At 50.2% G+C, this 17,401-nt stretch carries 16 protein-coding genes; 7 read left to right on the top strand and 9 right to left on the bottom strand.

The annotated features are described in order from the left end of the window. Positions 1–21: 21 nt before the first annotated feature. A complete protein-coding gene (locus R2X38_RS12510) occupies positions 22–1,203 on the bottom strand; it encodes an MBL fold metallo-hydrolase (RefSeq protein ID WP_317522577.1) in 1,182 nt (393 codons plus the stop codon). A gap of 120 nt (positions 1,204–1,323) precedes the next feature. Between R2X38_RS12510 and R2X38_RS12515 the strand changes: the two genes are divergently transcribed. After that, positions 1,324–1,932 (top strand): TetR/AcrR family transcriptional regulator, encoded by a 609-nt coding sequence (locus tag R2X38_RS12515; protein ID WP_317522578.1) that lies wholly within the window; start codon positions 1,324–1,326, stop codon positions 1,930–1,932. 9 nt (positions 1,933–1,941) lie between these two features. Here R2X38_RS12515 and R2X38_RS12520 read toward each other — a convergent pair whose 3' ends face one another. Further along, positions 1,942–2,463 carry a tetratricopeptide repeat protein gene (locus R2X38_RS12520; protein WP_317522579.1) on the bottom strand — a complete coding sequence of 174 codons (522 nt, stop codon included), beginning with the start codon at positions 2,461–2,463 and terminating at the stop codon, positions 1,942–1,944. 277 nt (positions 2,464–2,740) lie between these two features. Between R2X38_RS12520 and R2X38_RS12525 the strand changes: the two genes are divergently transcribed. Next, entirely contained in the window at positions 2,741–3,037 is a 297-nt protein-coding gene (locus tag R2X38_RS12525) for a DUF6482 family protein (protein ID WP_317522580.1), read from the top strand. Between the two features lie 22 nt (positions 3,038–3,059). On the opposite strand, the gene R2X38_RS12530 is transcribed toward R2X38_RS12525, so the two are convergent. Beyond that, complete coding sequence (locus tag R2X38_RS12530; protein WP_317522581.1) at positions 3,060–4,055, bottom strand: LacI family DNA-binding transcriptional regulator; 996 nt, start codon at positions 4,053–4,055, stop codon at positions 3,060–3,062. A 251-nt stretch (positions 4,056–4,306) separates the two neighbouring features. Between R2X38_RS12530 and R2X38_RS12535 the strand changes: the two genes are divergently transcribed. Further along, positions 4,307–5,773 (top strand): sodium:solute symporter family transporter, encoded by a 1,467-nt coding sequence (locus R2X38_RS12535; RefSeq protein WP_317522582.1) that lies wholly within the window; start codon positions 4,307–4,309, stop codon positions 5,771–5,773. A 75-nt stretch (positions 5,774–5,848) separates the two neighbouring features. On the opposite strand, the gene R2X38_RS12540 is transcribed toward R2X38_RS12535, so the two are convergent. Continuing rightward, on the bottom strand, positions 5,849–7,258 hold the full coding sequence (locus tag R2X38_RS12540) for a DUF4397 domain-containing protein (RefSeq protein WP_317522583.1): 1,410 nt from the start codon (positions 7,256–7,258) through the stop codon (positions 5,849–5,851). A gap of 180 nt (positions 7,259–7,438) precedes the next feature. On the opposite strand from R2X38_RS12540, the gene R2X38_RS12545 reads away from it, so the two are divergent. From R2X38_RS12545 to R2X38_RS12555, 3 genes are read left to right on the top strand one after another with little or no spacing between them, the layout of a single operon-like run. Then, the gene (locus tag R2X38_RS12545) at positions 7,439–8,035 is read left to right on the top strand and encodes a hypothetical protein (protein WP_317522584.1); all 597 of its coding nucleotides are present in this window, start codon (positions 7,439–7,441) and stop codon (positions 8,033–8,035) included. Between the two features lie 47 nt (positions 8,036–8,082). Further along, complete coding sequence (locus tag R2X38_RS12550) at positions 8,083–8,697, top strand: sigma-70 family RNA polymerase sigma factor (protein WP_317522585.1); 615 nt, start codon at positions 8,083–8,085, stop codon at positions 8,695–8,697. After that, complete coding sequence (locus R2X38_RS12555; RefSeq protein ID WP_317522586.1) at positions 8,690–9,364, top strand: ChrR family anti-sigma-E factor; 675 nt, start codon at positions 8,690–8,692, stop codon at positions 9,362–9,364. The genes R2X38_RS12550 and R2X38_RS12555 overlap by 8 nt, the downstream gene beginning before the upstream one ends. A gap of 80 nt (positions 9,365–9,444) precedes the next feature. Here R2X38_RS12555 and R2X38_RS12560 read toward each other — a convergent pair whose 3' ends face one another. The 4 genes from R2X38_RS12560 to R2X38_RS12575 are packed head-to-tail and all read right to left on the bottom strand — an operon-like array spanning position 9,445 to position 14,900. Then, positions 9,445–12,504 carry an efflux RND transporter permease subunit gene (locus tag R2X38_RS12560; protein WP_317522587.1) on the bottom strand — a complete coding sequence of 1,020 codons (3,060 nt, stop codon included), beginning with the start codon at positions 12,502–12,504 and terminating at the stop codon, positions 9,445–9,447. Continuing rightward, a complete protein-coding gene (locus R2X38_RS12565) occupies positions 12,501–12,737 on the bottom strand; it encodes a hypothetical protein (protein WP_317522588.1) in 237 nt (78 codons plus the stop codon). The genes R2X38_RS12560 and R2X38_RS12565 overlap by 4 nt, the downstream gene beginning before the upstream one ends. An 8-nt stretch (positions 12,738–12,745) precedes the next feature. Then, on the bottom strand, positions 12,746–13,819 hold the full coding sequence (locus tag R2X38_RS12570; RefSeq protein ID WP_317522802.1) for an efflux RND transporter periplasmic adaptor subunit: 1,074 nt from the start codon (positions 13,817–13,819) through the stop codon (positions 12,746–12,748). A 4-nt stretch (positions 13,820–13,823) separates the two neighbouring features. After that, the gene (locus R2X38_RS12575) at positions 13,824–14,900 is read right to left on the bottom strand and encodes an efflux RND transporter periplasmic adaptor subunit (RefSeq protein WP_317522589.1); all 1,077 of its coding nucleotides are present in this window, start codon (positions 14,898–14,900) and stop codon (positions 13,824–13,826) included. Positions 14,901–15,069: 169 nt separating this feature from the next. On the opposite strand from R2X38_RS12575, the gene R2X38_RS12580 reads away from it, so the two are divergent. Further along, entirely contained in the window at positions 15,070–15,810 is a 741-nt protein-coding gene (locus tag R2X38_RS12580; protein ID WP_317522590.1) for a helix-turn-helix domain-containing protein, read from the top strand. A gap of 89 nt (positions 15,811–15,899) precedes the next feature. Here the strand turns inward: R2X38_RS12580 and R2X38_RS12585 are convergent, their stop codons facing one another. Beyond that, on the bottom strand, positions 15,900–16,970 hold the full coding sequence (locus R2X38_RS12585) for an AI-2E family transporter (protein ID WP_411185185.1): 1,071 nt from the start codon (positions 16,968–16,970) through the stop codon (positions 15,900–15,902). Positions 16,971–17,401: the final 431 nt, after the last annotated feature.

The raw sequence follows: 17,401 nt of genomic DNA on the forward strand, positions 1-17,401 counted from the left end.
CAGGGCGATTATTACGAACGATCATTCAGTCCGGTAAGCCAGCTGGGTCATCTCCGAAGCCTCCTGCCACTGCTCACTGCCCTGCCACCAATACGTGGTCTGAAACGGCTGAGACATGTCCAAGCTCTGGCCAACCAAAGGTGTCACCAATTCCACACCGTGAATATCAGCCTCGGCAATCAAATCATTAACCGGTTCATCCCATTTGTGCAGGAACAATTCATACGTCGACCAATGGACCGGGACCAGCTTGTCACCTCCCACATCCAGATGCGCCTGCATGGTATGGGCGGCCTGCATATGGCCCCAGCCTTCTACCGGATAACCCTTGCCGTCTTTTACATTCGCCGCTACCTCGATAAAGGTCATATCAAACGGGCCCAAACGCTCGCCGATTTGCTTGAAGTGTTCACCGTAGGCCGAATCACCACTGTAGAACACGCTACCCGCTTCAGCCTGGATCGCCCATGATGACCACAGCGTGGTATTGCTATCAAACAGGCCGCGGCCTGAATTATGGTTGGCTGGTGCCGAAGTAATTCTGACAGTACCCACAGCGACACTTTCCCACCAGTCAAACTCTTCGATATTACCCGGCTTCACGCCCCACTTTTCCAAGTGGCGGCCTACTCCCAGCGGGACAAAGAACCGTACGTTCTTATCAGCATAGAAACGAGCTGTTGCCTCTTCCAAATGATCATAGTGGTCGTGGGAAATCAGGATCACGTCCGGCAGCGGCAGGTCTTCACGGCTAACCGGTGCATCGACATTACGCGAGAACATTCTGGCAAACGCCGATGGTGACGCATAATCGAATACCGGGTCCACCAGCATACGTACGCCGTCGGCCTCCAAGAATAACGATGAGTGGCCAAGCCAAGTCACACGCAACGCCTCGCTAGGGGTTTCCAGCTGTGGTGTATCTACCGCTTGGAACTGCAAACGTTGCTGGGGCTTGTACTGATCGCGCTGTGTGAAAAACTTCCACATCACAGTCAACATACCCTCTTCACTTTGGACACTTGGCATGTTGGTAATGGCCTTACCATCTTTGAACTGAGGCGAGCTGGCAATTCGTGCTTCACGAATTTCCTGACTGCGCACATAACTGCCATCTGTATCTGCAGCATTACCACTGTTGTAGGCCACCAGGCCAAGGGCACCCATTACTGCAACCAGAGATGCTTTTAGTGTAGTTTTCATTTGTCGCTAGCCTCAAAAGTAAACGATGGTGTATACTTCCAATCATAGCCATTAAATTTAAAAAGTAAACACTGCCGTTTACTTTTTGATTCTACCTCATCACGCATTTGGATAATTTTTATGGGTAAAGTCGCTGAAATAAAACAGGAAAATATTATCTGTGCCGCTCTGGACATTTTTTCAGATAAAGGGCTAGATCAGGCCAGTATGGAAGCGATTTCGAAGAAAGCCGAAGTCTCCAAGCGGACGCTTTACAAGTACTACCCAACCAAAGAAAGCTTGTTCGAGGTGATTGTCGAGCGGCTGGTTTCCAACGTAACAGTGATCAGCTCGATTCCGTTCAATCCAGATCTCAGTATCCAAGATCAGCTGACTCACATCGCCCAAAAAGAAGTGGAGCTACTTTGCAGCCCTTGTTTCATGGCGGTTGCCCGGGTGGTCATGAGCGAATGTATCCGCTCGAAAGAGTTAGCCGCTTTAATGGTCGAGAAGTTTCAACCCCTTGATGGCTGCCATGGCTTAAGCCAATGGATCCAAGACGGCATTGCAGCAGGCAAGCTTGAGGTTGCCCATCCAGAGATAGCCTCGGAACAATTTATCGCCAGCCTCAAAGCAACGATTTTCTGGCCGCAAATCATGGCCCATATGCCAGCACCCAGCCCAGAGATTCAGCAGGCAACTATCGAGTCGGCAGTGAAGCAATTCACCGCCGCATACGTGGTGCGCTAAAACGTCAGGCTAAAATTGGCTGAGCTTATCAACACCCACATGGTTCAATACATATGAAGCGCTAGGGTCACCGTAAGAGGCTCCTTCGTTGAGCCAATAACGAATTTGCGACTCGTCGACTTGGCCTAGCTCTCCTTTGGCCTGCAATAGGGCAATCATATAATGCGCATGGGGGTGCCTTTTTGCCGTTGCCGCTAGGTACCACTCAAACGCCGCCATTACATTTTTCTCGACACCAAAACCAAAGTAATACATATCACCCAGATTATACTGGGCCATGGCATTACCCTGATGCGCGGCTTGGGTCAGCCATTTTAACGCTGCTTCCTCGCTGACAACCAACCCTCCGTATCCCAATGCATAGGCCTCGGCCAAAGCAAGTTGTGACTGGCTGTCACCCAATCCAGCCGTCAGTTGCAACCGTTTAAGCTGTTCTGGTGTTATCTCCGCAAATACTGGCGCCGAAATGATGAAAGCCCCAACACCTGACACGACAAGAGCACACATCACATTCCTGATTTTACGCTGCATATCCATCTCCTTGTGTTGAATATCGATCTTAATCACAATTTATATTGTTTTTATGAAAAAGTGATGCCAGTTCTGTGACCTTGTAAATCAGTAAATTAGCATTGATTTATCCCACCTCTTCACTATCACTGTGCAAATATGCACCAGAGCAGATTCTGACATCCAAGGTTCACAGTTGCTGTGTACATTATCATTAAGCAAGTTGATCGCTTGCTCGCCTTTTGGCGTTTATCACAAGAAATACGCAGTCTGCTTGTTCTTGAACAGGAGTGTAGATATGACCCAGGAAGCGTTACTTTCATTGATGAAACGGGGACAGTTCACGCCAACCATCCTCAACACTGCAGATTCAACCTGCTATTTAATTGGCGGAGAGGACGAAAGGGGGAATTTTTACCACTTGAAGGACGAAGAACATCATTCTGTAACTTGCCCATCACTGCAAGAAGCGAAAAAGAAACTGAGCAAGTTGGGGATCCACCACGCGGTGTTTGAAATGGTAACCCCCTACGATGAAATGATAGGCAGCAGCGATAATACTGGCAGTAAAGTCCGTTACGACATTACCTTCTAACTGCCCTTTTTGATCTGATTAGTTATGCTGACTGGCGGATCATGAGTTCAGTGCCGAGCTCAATCCTACGCTCGGTATCCAGCTCTTCTATCAGGTTGACCAGCATGGTCGCCGCTTGGGAGCCTAGCTGGAATATCGGTGTATCAACCGTGGTCAACCCAACCGGCAACATATCGCTGTTGGGAATGTTATCAAAACCAGCAACGGCGATATCCTTTGGAATCGACAACCCTTTTTCTAGCAAAGCTTTCATCGCGCCAATAGCCATTAGATCCGATGCAGCAAATACCGCATCAAAACGAATCTCTTCCATATCTGACACGATTTGGTAGGCATCTTCTTGATAGTAATCCGCCTTGTAAGCCCAGCTTTCATCATACTCGATACCATTATCAAGCAGTGCCTGACGGTAACCCTCAAAGCGATCCCGCGCCGCTTTAATCACATCCAACTTACCAAGGAACATGATTTTGCGATAGCCGCTATCGATCAGGTATTGGGTCATTCTGTAGGCTGACTGGTAGTGCTCCACCAGTACGGCATTGACGGCTTCATCCTGCAAGTCCCGCGCAATCGAAACAATTGGTACACGGTGATCGAACAATGAAAGAAACTGATCATCTGGCATGCGAGTACCCCAGATCAACACGCCGTCATAGAGATTGGAATTCAGCTCGCCCAGGATAAACGCCAACTCATTGTCTGCCTTGGCCATTCGCAACGTCAGCTCATAACCATGCTGATTCAATGACGAGCCAATACCGTTGACCAATTTATAGATATACGGGTTGGTCAGGTACTCATAGTCAGGGCCGGAGATGACCAAACAAATGTGTTTGGTTGACTTGCTGGCCAGCATTTTTGCGGCACGGTTAGGCACATAGTTGAGCGTTTTCGCCGCTTCCATCACCTTGGCTTTGGTCGCTTCACTCACCCGGTTTTTATTATTCAGTACATACGACACCGTTACTGCCGAAACACCTGCCACCTTGGCAATATCTTTTAATGTCGCTGCCATTTACTACTCCACCACTTCAGCCCAAATGTTGATCTCGAGCCTCAGTTGTATGCCTCAAAGAATGCTTGCTTAACGACGTCCAGCCTACTATTCAGCGCATGAACGTCAATGCTGTTTGCATTATACCGAAACATGAGCCAGCGCACACAGCGACGCTTGGCAACTTTAACAAATTCCTCGAAAGCCATGGCGATCCTTGTGCCCGAATCTTCGAAGTTAAAGTATTCTAATAACGATATAGGAATGAAACGATGAGCATCTTAGACGTAATAGTCCTCATAGCCTTCCTGGCCGGTATGGTCGGGATCGGCTACTGGTCGTCCAAGCGGATGACCAACAGCGCCGAAATGTTTTCTGCCGGGGGGAAATCCCCTTGGTGGATGTCCGGCATCTCGGCTTATATGACCATGTTCTCTGCTGGTACCTTCGTGGTCTGGGGCGGTGTGGCCTATCGCCTTGGTGTGGTTGCCATCACCGTGTGTATGAGTATGGGTGTCGCCGCCCTGATTGCCGGGTATTTCTTTGCCGGTAAATGGAAAGAATCCGGTGCCACCTCGGCGGCTGAATTTGTCGGTCAGAAATACGGCCAAGGCGTGCTGCACATGTACACTTGGCTGGGCATTGTCACCCGCATCATCGGGGTGTCGGTCGCCCTGTATTCGGTGGCTGTGATTGTGAGCTCGCTGATCCCCGTCTCGCCGGACAACTTCTTTGCCGATGACAATGGCTTCTTCAGCGTCAACTGGCTGATCATCATCGTCGGTACGGTGATCATCCTCTATACCTTCCTTGGCGGCCTGTGGGCTGTATTGCTGACCGATTTCACCCAGTTTTTGGTGTTGATGCTATCGGTCTGCCTGATCTTGCCTATGATTTACAGCCTAGGTGGTGGTACCGAAAACATCATCGCTAACCTGCCAGAAGGCCACCTGTCGTTCTTCAACAGCAGCTACACCCAGATATTCATCTTCGGCTGGATCTTGGTACATGTGTTCAAGGTCGGTGGTGAGTGGGCATTCGTCCAGCGTCACCTGTGTGTCGAATCGCCAAGAGATGCCCGCAAAGCTTCTTACTTGTTCGGCGCACTGTACATCATCACGCCGGTACTGTGGATGCTGCCACCGATCATCTACAGCACCATTAATCCGGATGCTAATCCAGAACAGGCTTACATCTTGTCGGCGCAGGCCGTTCTGCCTGTAGGCATGCTGGGTCTGGTGGTATCTTCAATGCTAGCTGCAACGGCAAGTATGGCCTCGTCTGAGCTCAACGTGTTCTCCGGCGCCCTCACCACCGAGTTCTACGGCAAGCGCATCAACCCGCAAGCCAATGATGAGCAAATGATGAAGGTCGGCCGCATCGTAACCATCATGCTGGGGATGCTGGTTATCGGGATCAGTATTTCCATTCCATACTTGGGCGGTGCCGAAAAGCTGATAGTCAGCATCACCAGCCTGTTTGTTGGGCCAATGGTTATGCCAACACTGTGGGCACTGTTTGTCGGCAAGGTCACTAAAATGCACGCCTACCTGACTGTGGTGGTCACCGCCGGTGCAGGTTTTATGCTCCAGTTTGTGCTTGCCAAAATGGACTGGTTCGCCGCCAACATGGGTGTAATGAACCAGGCCGTTGGTCTGTTGGTGCCCGTTGCCATGCTGCTAATTGCGGATAGCATCATGAAAAAAAAGCAACTGACTGTCGCCTCTACCGCTAGTTAATAAGAACAACAACTCTGTACGGCCTAACAAAAAAGCCATCCCGAGGATGGCTTTTTCAAATTTTACATATCATCGCTATGACTCGGTTTCTGCCTCAGGTTCGGTTTCCATAGCGACATCACCTGCATCACCTGCATCAGCAGAATTATCACTATCGACGTTAATGCCTAATGTCAGGTCTTCCAGGGCGACGACTGTATAGACCCCGCCATCTTCAACAGTGGCTTCACCGGTGATCAACGGGTTCAAATCGCCTGTCGCGGTTACCGCTAGCATGTAGGTCCCAGCAGGAACATTGAGTACCGCTGACTGGGTAAACTCTACCCCTTCAAGTACCACGGTTGACTCGCTGAACATTCCATCGGTAGCAGCATGGACATCGACGGTACCGGCCACTGTATTGGCATGGACAACACGCACTTTGGCATAGGTGGCAACCGAGCGAAGATCTTCTTCGATCACTACCGGCTCAATGGTCTCGTTGGTGACATCGCCCAATGTCCCCATAGCATAGATACTGGTTTCACTGCCTGCGGCAAACTCCACTCCCGGTGCGTCGATAACAACCAGGGAATTGTCTGAAGAGGCGGCGACTTTCAGATCATAACTACCTGCATCGACATCTAAGCTGCGGAATTCTTTGAATTCGATGCCTGTCAGCCCATCAACAGGCGCATCAGAGGCAAGTACATCAACCGCAGGCGCATCCCCCACGGCATGGACGACCCGAACAGTGGCTTTCTCGCCAGTATTGCGAAGCACGGCCACGCCTTCACCGTCTGCCACTAGCAAATTGACCGGTGATACCGCCCCACCATCGACATTTGGTACCGCAGTGACCATCAGGTCACTACCACCGGCCAAATCCAGTTCGCCACTGTCAAAAGCAACATCTTTCGAACCTGCTACGGTGACACGAATACGGTAGGTACCTGAATCGATAGTCACAGGCAAAATGTCACTGTCGATGGCGAATCCCAGTCCGGACACTGCCGGGGCGGCATCAGTAATTTCTTCATCGGTAGTAAGGTAAATATCGACTGGCGGCACGTCCGGGTGGGCGTGCAGTACATCCAAGCGTACATCACCTCCTTCAGGAGCAACATCCTCACGACTAAGCACAACAGGGGCAATGTTCGCCGTCTGTCCCAAAGCAAACACGTCGTACTGCATGTCAGGCGCAAAATCGAGATTTTCGTTAATCACTTCAAGGGTATCTTCCCCTGTTAGCAAAGCTTCCACAGCAACTTCATAGGTGCCACTATCAATAGTTAGTAGACCACTGGCAACTTGATAGTCGACCATCTCAAGGCCTTCAACAGTTTCACCATTTAAATTGATAGCAACAAGAGGGGCATCGCTACTTGCATGAGTGACGCGCAACTTGGACGTTGTTTTTGTGTTGTCGTCATCGTCGTCAGTAAGTGGACAACCAGCAAGTGCTAGTGCAGAAATAATGGCAAGGGTTAGTGACTTGGCTTTCATCAGAGCATTCCTTCATGACTGTCTGTGGCGTTAGATACGCTTGCCTTACTTTCATCCGATCAAAAAAAAATCACTTCACAAAAAAAATCTCAATTTTGAGATTTATCCTTCCCAACAGAAATAAAACATTCATCCAAACCGGAATTAACCACGTAACTAATCAAAAAGGGAGGATACATAGTGTCGCTAATCAGTAACGAATTTAAACGCTTACCTTATTTGGCATGCCGAGACCACTTCATGCCGATGGGAATCGGTAACATCAATGGAGCAGGATATGTCTTCACCCATGTCGTTACTGACGGCCTGCGAGCTGGCGGCTTATGGTTAGTAATGCAGGATGATCTCGGCAAAGTTGCGAGTAAAAGCGGCGACATAGTGATGTTTGCCGCCATTGAAGATGTCGACTGGCTCAGCGGAAGCCAAATTCAGCTTAAGCTGACTATCCAGCATTGGGGAAAGGTCACATCCACCGGCACACTCCATCAGCAACTAGAAGGCCAAGTTTATCCACTATGGCAAGACAGCTACCTTCCGGCAGACGATTTACTTGTCCTGCGCCTGATGCAGTGTACAAATGAATACCCCAACAAGTGGTTTGGTTCTGCGGCTCCATCAACAGCGAATCACTTCAATACTAATTGGATATGTTGGCGATGGCTGGAAATCTTGCCGATATCGCTGGACAAAAAACAACGCCTGCTCAAATACCCAACCTCAAAGCTATGTCTCAGATATCTGAAAAAAATTATCCGCCAAAGTGATCGCATCAAATAATTTTGGCGTTTATTGCAAACGGACTTAAGCTTGCAGATAGGGTTAACATGAAAACACATGTAGTAATGCACTCCGGGATCAGCAAGGGGCCTATGATCAACGAAGAAGCACCGGTTATCGATGTAGCTCTGCTACTCAACAATATTGCCCTTTCCCGCTGTCGTCATAGTTACGAAAAACTTTTCACGTTTGTTGCACCGAAATTGCTTAATTTTTCCCGCAAGCAATTGCGTGACGAATCCATGGCAATGGAAATTGTTCAGGAAACCATGCTCAAAATATGGCTCAAAGCCCACCTGTACGACGAAACCAAAGGCGCCGCTTTAACTTGGATATATTCTGTAGCAAGGAATGTAAAATTCGATTTGCTAAGGAAGTCCAAGCACCAGCAGGACTGGGTGCAAGGAGATGATTTATGGCCCATTCTGCACGAAGAGCAAGATGCAGATAAATTGCCTACAGAATTTCACTCAATCGTGAGCAAAGAGCTCGAAGCAGCGATAAATAATTTGCCTCCTGCTCAAGCTGAAATCGTCCGTATGGTTTGTATGCAAGGTGCATCCCATCAAGATGTTGCCGATGCACTCGACGTTCCGCTCGGCACCGTCAAAAGTCGATTACGCCTTGCCCTACAAAAAATGAAGGAGGCCCTAGATGGCTAATATTCACTTCCATCCTAATCATGACCTCCTTAGCCGCTACGCCAATGGTGAGCTTGATTCTGCGTCAAGCATTTTGATCAGTGCTCATCTTGAGTTTTGTCCCCACTGTCGGCAGAAAATTGCGGCTATCGAGGCCAAACAGGCACGTATTCTAGAAAGTAGTGAATCCGCAACACTAACACCGTCACTCAGTGCAATGATGCTCGAAATTATGGCTCATGAGCCGGCCGAAACTATTATTGAAGAGGTAACTGACTGCGAGTTGACGATGGAAGATAAAACCTACCCGCTTCCATCAGTGCTGCAACGCCACAACGACAAAATCGGTCCTTGGTCTCGCTTGCCGGGTAACATCAAACGCGCACAGGTCGAGGTCAGTGGTGACAGCAAGATGAATTTCATTTACATGGATTCGGACAGCTCACTGCCTGAACATACTCATCAGGGGCAGGAAATTACCTTGGTGTTGGCCGGTGAGTTCTACGATGAAAGCGGTACCTACAAACCAGGTGATTTCATCGTGCAGACTGATGAACATACGCATCTACCAAGAACCCGTGAAGGACAGGATTGCTTATGCCTTACCTTGTTAAACGCGCCCCTGCACTTCACTTCAGGGCTGGCGACTTTGCTCAACCCGTTCAGTCAGCTGTTCTTCAGGCGTTAAGTTGTCCCTAAAGCAAACAATGAAAAAAACCCGTTGTGCATAATACACAACGGGTTTTTACTTTCTCAGCGACTGATTAGTTAAGCTTTAGCTGGCTGCTTGACGTTGTAGAACAGGGCAAACAGCACAGGTACGACTATCAGTGTCAGTACCGTGGCAAAGCCCAGTCCCGCCATAATGGTGATTGCCAACGAGTTGAAGAAGGCATCGAACACCAGCGGGATCATCCCCAGAATCGTGGTCAGTGCCGCCATACTCACCGGGCGAACACGGCTGATAGCACTGTCAACAATCGCATCATAAGGTTGCTTGCCAGATTCCAGCTCTATGTTGATTTGATCTAGCAATACGATACCGTTTTTCAAAATCATCCCGCTCAGGCTCAACAGGCCAAGCAAGGCCGTGAAACTAAATGGAATGTTGGTAGCCAACAGACCAAATGCCACACCGATAATCGACAGCGGCACCGTGGCCCAAATCACCAACGGCTTCTTCACTGAGTTGAACAGGAAGATGGTGATCACGAACATGAACAGGTAACCCATCGGCATCGAGCCCATCATGGCTTCCTGCGCATCTTTCGATGACTCGTACTCACCACCCCATTCAATGCTGTAACCAACAGGTAACGGCAGAGCTTCAACCTGCGGGCGGACACGGTTAAACAGGGTCGCTGCCGTTTCATCACCCAGCACATCGTGGTCTGCCAGTACCGTCAGGGTACGCTTTCGGTCACGGCGCTGGATAAGCGGCTCAGACCAGCCCAGATCAACGCCATCAATCACCTGCTCAATCGGCACGTAAGCCTGCTGAACCGGGCTCCAAAGCTGGAGGTTCTGCAAAGTGTTGTAATCAACACGCTCGGACTCCGGCAAGCGGGTGATGATCGGCAGCATATGGGTACCGTCACGCAGCAAGCCAATAGTATTACCGCCGTAGGCCATCTGTAGGGTATTGGACAGATCTTCTTTCGAAATACCCAGACGGCGCGCCTTGGTCTCGTTGAACTGCGGCACGAGCTCCTTGGTACGCTCACGCCAGTCGTGACGAACGTTACGAGCACCCGGGTCTTGCAGCAAGACATCTTCAACCCGCAGCGCAATATCACGCAGCGTCTGTGGATCAGGGCCGATAATACGTGCCTCGATCTTCGATGCCGGTGACGGGCCAAATTCCATCAGCTTGAACTGGAACGTCGGCTGATCAAATTTGGCTGGCAGCCCTGCATCCAACTTGTGCAGCAAGTCAAACATGTTGTCGCGACTGGTAGTACGTACCTGCAGCTGGGCATAAGACTCGTAGCTTTTTTCTGGCTGGTAAGTCAGCATAAAACGCTGCATACCCTGCCCTACAGAGGTTGTGACGAAATCGACATCATCCTGGCTGCGGATGTACTGCTCAACCTGCTCAGTCTGAAGCATAGTCTCGCGGATATCCGTACCTTCCGGCATCCACATATCCACGTAGAACATCGGTGTATTCGACGGCGGGAAGAACGACTGCTTCACCTGACCAAAGGCGATAACCGCACTCACCAGCAAGGCAAGCATGCTGACCATGGTCAGCCAGCGGAAACGCAGAGCAAATTTCAGCAGCGCGCCAAAGATGGTAAACAATGCCCCTTTGTATGGGTCTTCATCATCCTGCTGGTTTTTATCTTCCTCTTTAAGCAGCAGATCGGCCAAGAAAGGCGTCAGCGTCAGCGCGGTGATCCAGCTTAGGAACAAGGAGTAACACAGCACCCAGAACAACGAGCCCATGAATTCACCGGTGGCATCCGACGACAAACCTATCGGGGCAAACGCCGTGATGGCAATCACCGTTGCGCCGAGCAGCGGCCATTGGGTCTGCTTGGCAATATCTGCCGCCGCCTGTACCTTGGTACGGCCTTTCTTCAAGCCCACCAAAATCCCTTCGACCACCACGATGGCATTATCCACCAGCATGCCTAGTGCAATGATCAGGGCGCCAAGGGAAATACGGTGCAGCTCAACATCATTGAGCTTCATCATGATAAAGGTACCGAATACCGTCAGCAGCAGTACCAAACCGATGATCACACCACTGCGCAGTCCCATAGCAAACAGCAATACCACAATAACAATCGCGACCGCCTGACCCAGGCTAACCACAAAGTCCTGTACCGACTTGTCCACTTCCTGTGCCTGGTTGTAGAAGTAGTTCAACTCAACGCCAGCTGGCTTGATGTTTTCCAGCTCAGCCAAACGGGCATCAAGCTGTTTGCCCACTTCTACGACGTTGACGCCAGAGGCAAAAGAAAGACCTAGGTTAATCGCTGGTTGACCATTGTAAGTTACTATATTACCAGGTTTTTCCTGCACACCGCGGGAGATGGTTGCAACATCTTTCAATCGGATCAGATTACCGGTATCGCGGCCATGGATAACCAAGTTTTCCAAAGACTCGACACTGTTCATTTCACCGTTAGGGCGAATGATCAGGTTCTGGCCATTAATCATCATCTCGCCCGAGGCCGTCACGCTGTTTTGCTGGTTCAGCAAGCCAACTACCGTGTTCATGTCCAGGTTGAGTGCCGCCATGCGCTCAACGGAAATCTCGACGAAGATCTGCTCTTGCTGATCGCCGGCCAGGCTCACCTTGCCGACACCATCAACCAACTCCAATTCGCGGATCAGGTAATCGGCATACTGCTTGAGCTCGATATAGGAATAGCCCTCGCCGGTCAGCATGATCATCACACCATACACATCACCGAAATCATCGATGATCTGCAGCGACCCGACACCGGATGGCAGTGCCGGGCGCAAGTCATTGACCTTGCGGCGCATTTCATCCCAGATCTGCGGCAGCTCGTCCGGCCCGTAGATCATCTCCATACTGACCATGATCTGGGTCATCCCAGCCGACGATGTCGAGGTCACTTTGTCGATATACGGCAACTGACGCACCGCTTTCTCCAGCGGGTAAGTCAGCTCTTCTTCTACTTCAGTGGTGGTTGCGCCCGGATAGGTGGCAACAATCATGGCATCTTTGATGGTGAAGGCCGGGTCTTCCAGCCTGCCCAAATCAAGGAACGAGGTGACGCCCCCAACCGCCAAAATAATCAAGAACAGCCAGCTAATGACTTTATTTTTTATTGAATACTCAGCAATATTCACTGTACTGCTCCCATGGTGGCTACTGCCATAGTCAATCCCCAATCTTCTCCACCAAGCCCGATCGCTGTTGTTACAACGGGCTTGGTCTGAATTGATAACTCTAAATACTGCATGCCTTGTTCAATCAGCTTCCCAGCCATTAGCTGACCCAGCTCGGTAAAAAAAGCGAGTCCGGCTAATGTGATCACAAACCAAATCACCCAACGAATAAGGGATTGGCGTATGGTAGGCATGTCAAATTTCACTGGGCTTGCGCCTCTGCTGTTGATTTGGAAAGCAGGTTAACTTCCATCCCCTCGCGCAATTTACGCAGGCTGGATGTCACCAACTGCTCACCCTCGCTGACACCGCTGCTCACGATGGCACCGTGGTTATTCAGCTGACCAATCCCAACTTCCACTTTTTGAACCTGATTGCCGTCGAGCTTCCAGACAAAGAACTGGCCCGCTTCACGCCCTGCCTCAAGGGCTGTCATTGGCAACTGGTAACCTTGCAGGGTACTCAGGCCCGCCTCGGCCATATCGACACGCAGGGACACACTGGTTCCCGGCAATATAGCCGGATCGCGCTGCGGCATTTCAAACCACATACGGTAGGTTTGACTCTGAGGCTCTAGCTCACTGGTGTGCTCGAGGTAGTTCACCGGGTAAGTTTCAGGCTCCGTGCCAAAACGAGCCATCGGCTGATAACCACGGTTCGCCTGCTGCGGATTCAACATTGCCAGCACGTTATCGGACACTGCGATATTGATATACAGCAAGTCGTCCTGGTACAGGTTGACGACCGCTTCGCCCGGCGATACCGCTTCGAACGACTCTTTCGGTACATCCGCGACCACACCATTGAACGGCGCTACCAAGCGGGTATAACCCAAGCGACGCTCTGCCGAATTGAAGTTCACTTTTGCCAACTTGTGATTAGCTGATAGCTCATCGAGCTCAGCCTTGGAAATCATCTTGCGCTCAAACAACTCGCGGCCACGCTTCAGCTGCTTGGTTGCCAGTTGGTACTGCACGTGAGCGTCATTGTGCTGCTGCTCGAACTTGTCCGCATCCAGCTCAGCAAGGAGATCACCTTTCTTGACCTGCTGGCCAGATTTGACCAATACGCGCCGCAGCTCACCTTCGACACGAAACGCCAACGGGGTATTTTCGGCAGCTTCCACCTGCCCCTTGAAGGTGCGGTACTGACTGGTAACCGGCTGATCAACGGTCAGGGATGATACCGCTAGCGGAGCAGTCATTTGTTGTTGCGGCGGCTCCTGACAACCGGCCAATACCATCATGGAAAGGACGGCGAAAGACATCTTCTTCAACATCTTAGATACCACCCTCACGTTCCCAGGCACGTACTTGTTGGCCCGGTAACAAATCAGTCGCACCGGCTATCACCACCATGATCCCCGGAGCCAAACCTGATATTACTTCGCCCTCATCGTTGAGCGCGACTTGCAAGGCATCGACAACACCGGTTGCAGGGTCAAACTGCCACAATGTGCCTAGGCCATTTTGTTTCTCGACCCAAGCCCCCTCAGGTAAACGCAAGGCGGTCGCCAACTCTGGCTTGGCAAAGTGCACCTGGCCAACCATACCGGAGAGCAAGTTCATCGCTTCCGGGCGGGAAAGGGTCACCTTGGCGGTATAGCTATTGGTATCGGCATCGGGCTTGGTCGATAGCTCTTTGAACTCTGCCAGGATCTGCTGGGCGGGGTTGTTATCCATCTCAACCCACACCGCTGTCTGGCGGATCGCCGATAGGCTACTTTGTTTTACAAAAGGCACCGGTAGGTTAAAGCTCACATCCATCTCATCCACATTCTGGATGTTCATCACTGGCTGGTTGGCACCCACGAACTGGTTCTGGTTAACAAATTTCAGAGAAACGACACCGTTGAAAGGGGCTTTTATCAAAGTATGCTCAACGTCTGTCTTAGCCTGCTCCAAGTTAGCGGCGGCTGCCTTGTAGGCCGTCTCTCGCTGGTCAAACTGATCGGTACTGATCAACTTTTTGCCATATAACTGTTTGGCACGCTGGAACTGACTCTGCGCCAATTCAAACTCTGCCAATTTGGCATCGAAAGCCAAGCGGTAGTCCTGATCATCCAGCACGGCCAATACCTGACCTTGCTCGACGCGCTGGCCAACCCTGACTGTCAATTTTTCAATTTCACCAGGCACCTGGAAAGACAGCTGGGCGCGCTGTGTCGCTTCTAGCTTTCCGGGAAAGGCATGGCTGGCCTGATTCGTTGGCATTGGAATTTCCAGCAATTTCACAGGCTTGACGACCTCCTGGGTTATCTCTGAGTTAGCTTGGTTACATCCGGCTAGGATGCTTCCCAGCAACACTATTGTTGCCACCCTGACAAACGGGGTGAACGAAATGGATGTTCCTTTCACAGGCGTTTCTCTCTAATTATTTATATTACACACCTGTGCAGTATAAGTTGATCTTGGTGGAGATCAAGTATATTTTACAGGTGGACAATAAAAGTATTTTGTGACCACACAGATGACGCCCCCGCGTTTTTTTGGTAAAAATGGCGTGGGCTATGAAACAGATAGAACGATGACCGAGAGAAAACAGGGCCGTCGCAGCGCACAGGCCGCCGAAGAAACCAAGCTGCTGATCATCAAAACCGCCGCAGAAATGTTCTGCGAATTGGGGTACGAAAGGGTATCACTGAGGAATATCAGTGAGCGCGCTGGGGTATCACACAGTTTGATCCGTCACCATTTCGGCAGCAAAGAGAAGATCTGGCACAGTATCAGCGACAACCTGCATGTCTATTTCTTGAGTTACATGTACAAGCTGCTGGAAGCGATCCCTTCCGAACTGCCGAGCAATGTTATTCTCTATCGCTTTGTCACCATGTTGCTGGCCCAACAACTTGCCCACCCGATGCCTATCCAGCTGATTGCTGATGGGGTCAGGCAAGGGGACGTGCTGATGGATTACTTCTTCGATAGCAATGGCGAGCTTGAAATGCTGGTGAACGAAGTGGTCGAGTGCTGCAACAAGGATTTTCCAACCACACCCGTCAAGGTATGGGAAATGAAATGGCAAATGATGATGTATGCCCATGGCGCTGCCAGTATGAAGCCTTTTGTGCTTGAAACCTGGGAAGGCGCCAGCGAAGAGCAATGTTTGTTAAACCACTGGCAGCTGTTCAACCAAACCATGGCCAACCAACTCAACATCACCCCCGAACAAATGCTCCAGCCAAAGCAGCTGACTGACATTCTCATCGAGCTTCCTTGCGAATGGGGCTGCGATACTGAAGCAAAGGATGAAGATGAATCAGAGTAGGTGCTTCGCTGTTTGAAGAAAGATAGACAAACAAAAAAGGTCAATACCCGAGGTATTGACCTTTTGTTTATCAGTTAATGGTTGGGTACTTAAGCGGTTGCCACTACCGGCAGCGCCGCTTGGGTAACTTCTTGTTCGGTACTGTCAGCTTGCTCTAGCCAAGTCATCAGTAGTTTGTATCCTAGACCCAGAACCACCGCACCAACGAACAACCCGATAATACCTGACATCATCATACCGCCCAGTGCACCCAGCAAAATAACCAACATCGGAATATCTACACCGCGCCCCATCAACATTGGTTTCAGTACTGCATCACTCGCACTCACCAGAATACCCCATACAGTAAACAGTACCGCAACCGTTGTTGTTTCTACTGCGAACAAGTAAGCCATTACCGGACCCAGTACCAAGATTGGTGGCAGCTGGATAATCGCCAGAATCAGAACCGCTAACATCCACAAGCCTGTTGCCGGTACGCCTGCAATGCCCATACCCAATCCAGCCAATACCGCCTGGATAACTGCAACACCGATGACACCCTGCACCACGCTACGCACAGTAGCGATAGAAAGACCGACATACTCTTCACCTTTATCACCCAGTAGACGTGAGACAACTTTGTTGGCCATGGCTTTACAGCGTCCGGCATTGCTCATCACCACACCGGAAATCAAAATTGAAATAATGAACTGAACAACACTGCCACCTAGGCTGCCTACTGCAGATAAGCCACTAGAAACAAACGCTTTAACCTGTGGAGCATACGTTTCCAGTGCACTTTCCAGGTTAGTCGCAGATAGGCTCCAGGCCTTGTGCAGCGGCTCACCGACAACCGGGATCTCCGCTACCGATGCCTCAGGGTGAGGGATCACCAAGGTGCCTTCTGTAACCGACGTTGCCACTTCCTGGGTGGTACTGAAAACCGCGCCGGAAAACCAGACTGTTGGTACGAGCAAGGCCGCAAGTGCCACAAGGGTAACCAACATACTCCCCTTCCCCTGGGAGAGTGAAAACCGCTTCATCAACCCTTTGACCAGCGGCATCAGGGCGATGGCAATAATGGCCCCCCACACTATGGGCAATAAAAATGGCTGTAATATCTGGTAGCAGAAGTACACCACCAGCAGCAATAACATCGCTTTGATGAACGTATCCATCGAGCTTTTGCCCGGGAGTGTTACTAGGAATTGTTGAGCATTCACAATCTACCTCACAAGTGGCGTTTAATTTACTGATAGGCTCTCGCCCTGACTTGGCTAAATAGTAACCATTGCGATGTCGATAGACTTACCATTTTACGACAGGCGCACAATTTTGCCCGCAAAGATAATTGTTCACTTATTCATCATTTAGATTTTTTACTCTAAATAAATCGCATACTCTTTCTCTTGCATTCCTTCGGGATGTTAGTACCCATTACGTGAAATTAGCGTCCGCCATTGGTACAAAGGTCTCTTTCCCTCCTACCATCACTAACCAACGAATTGAAGAGACCTTTTCTTTCCCATTTCCACTACTTTTCGCTATAAGCTGTGGCAAGCTTATGGCTGATAATAACTGAAAAGAGCTCACAACAAATGGCTGGTTA

The organism is Photobacterium rosenbergii, from assembly GCF_033022775.1.
Classification (GTDB): Bacteria; Pseudomonadota; Gammaproteobacteria; order Enterobacterales; family Vibrionaceae; genus Photobacterium; species Photobacterium rosenbergii_A.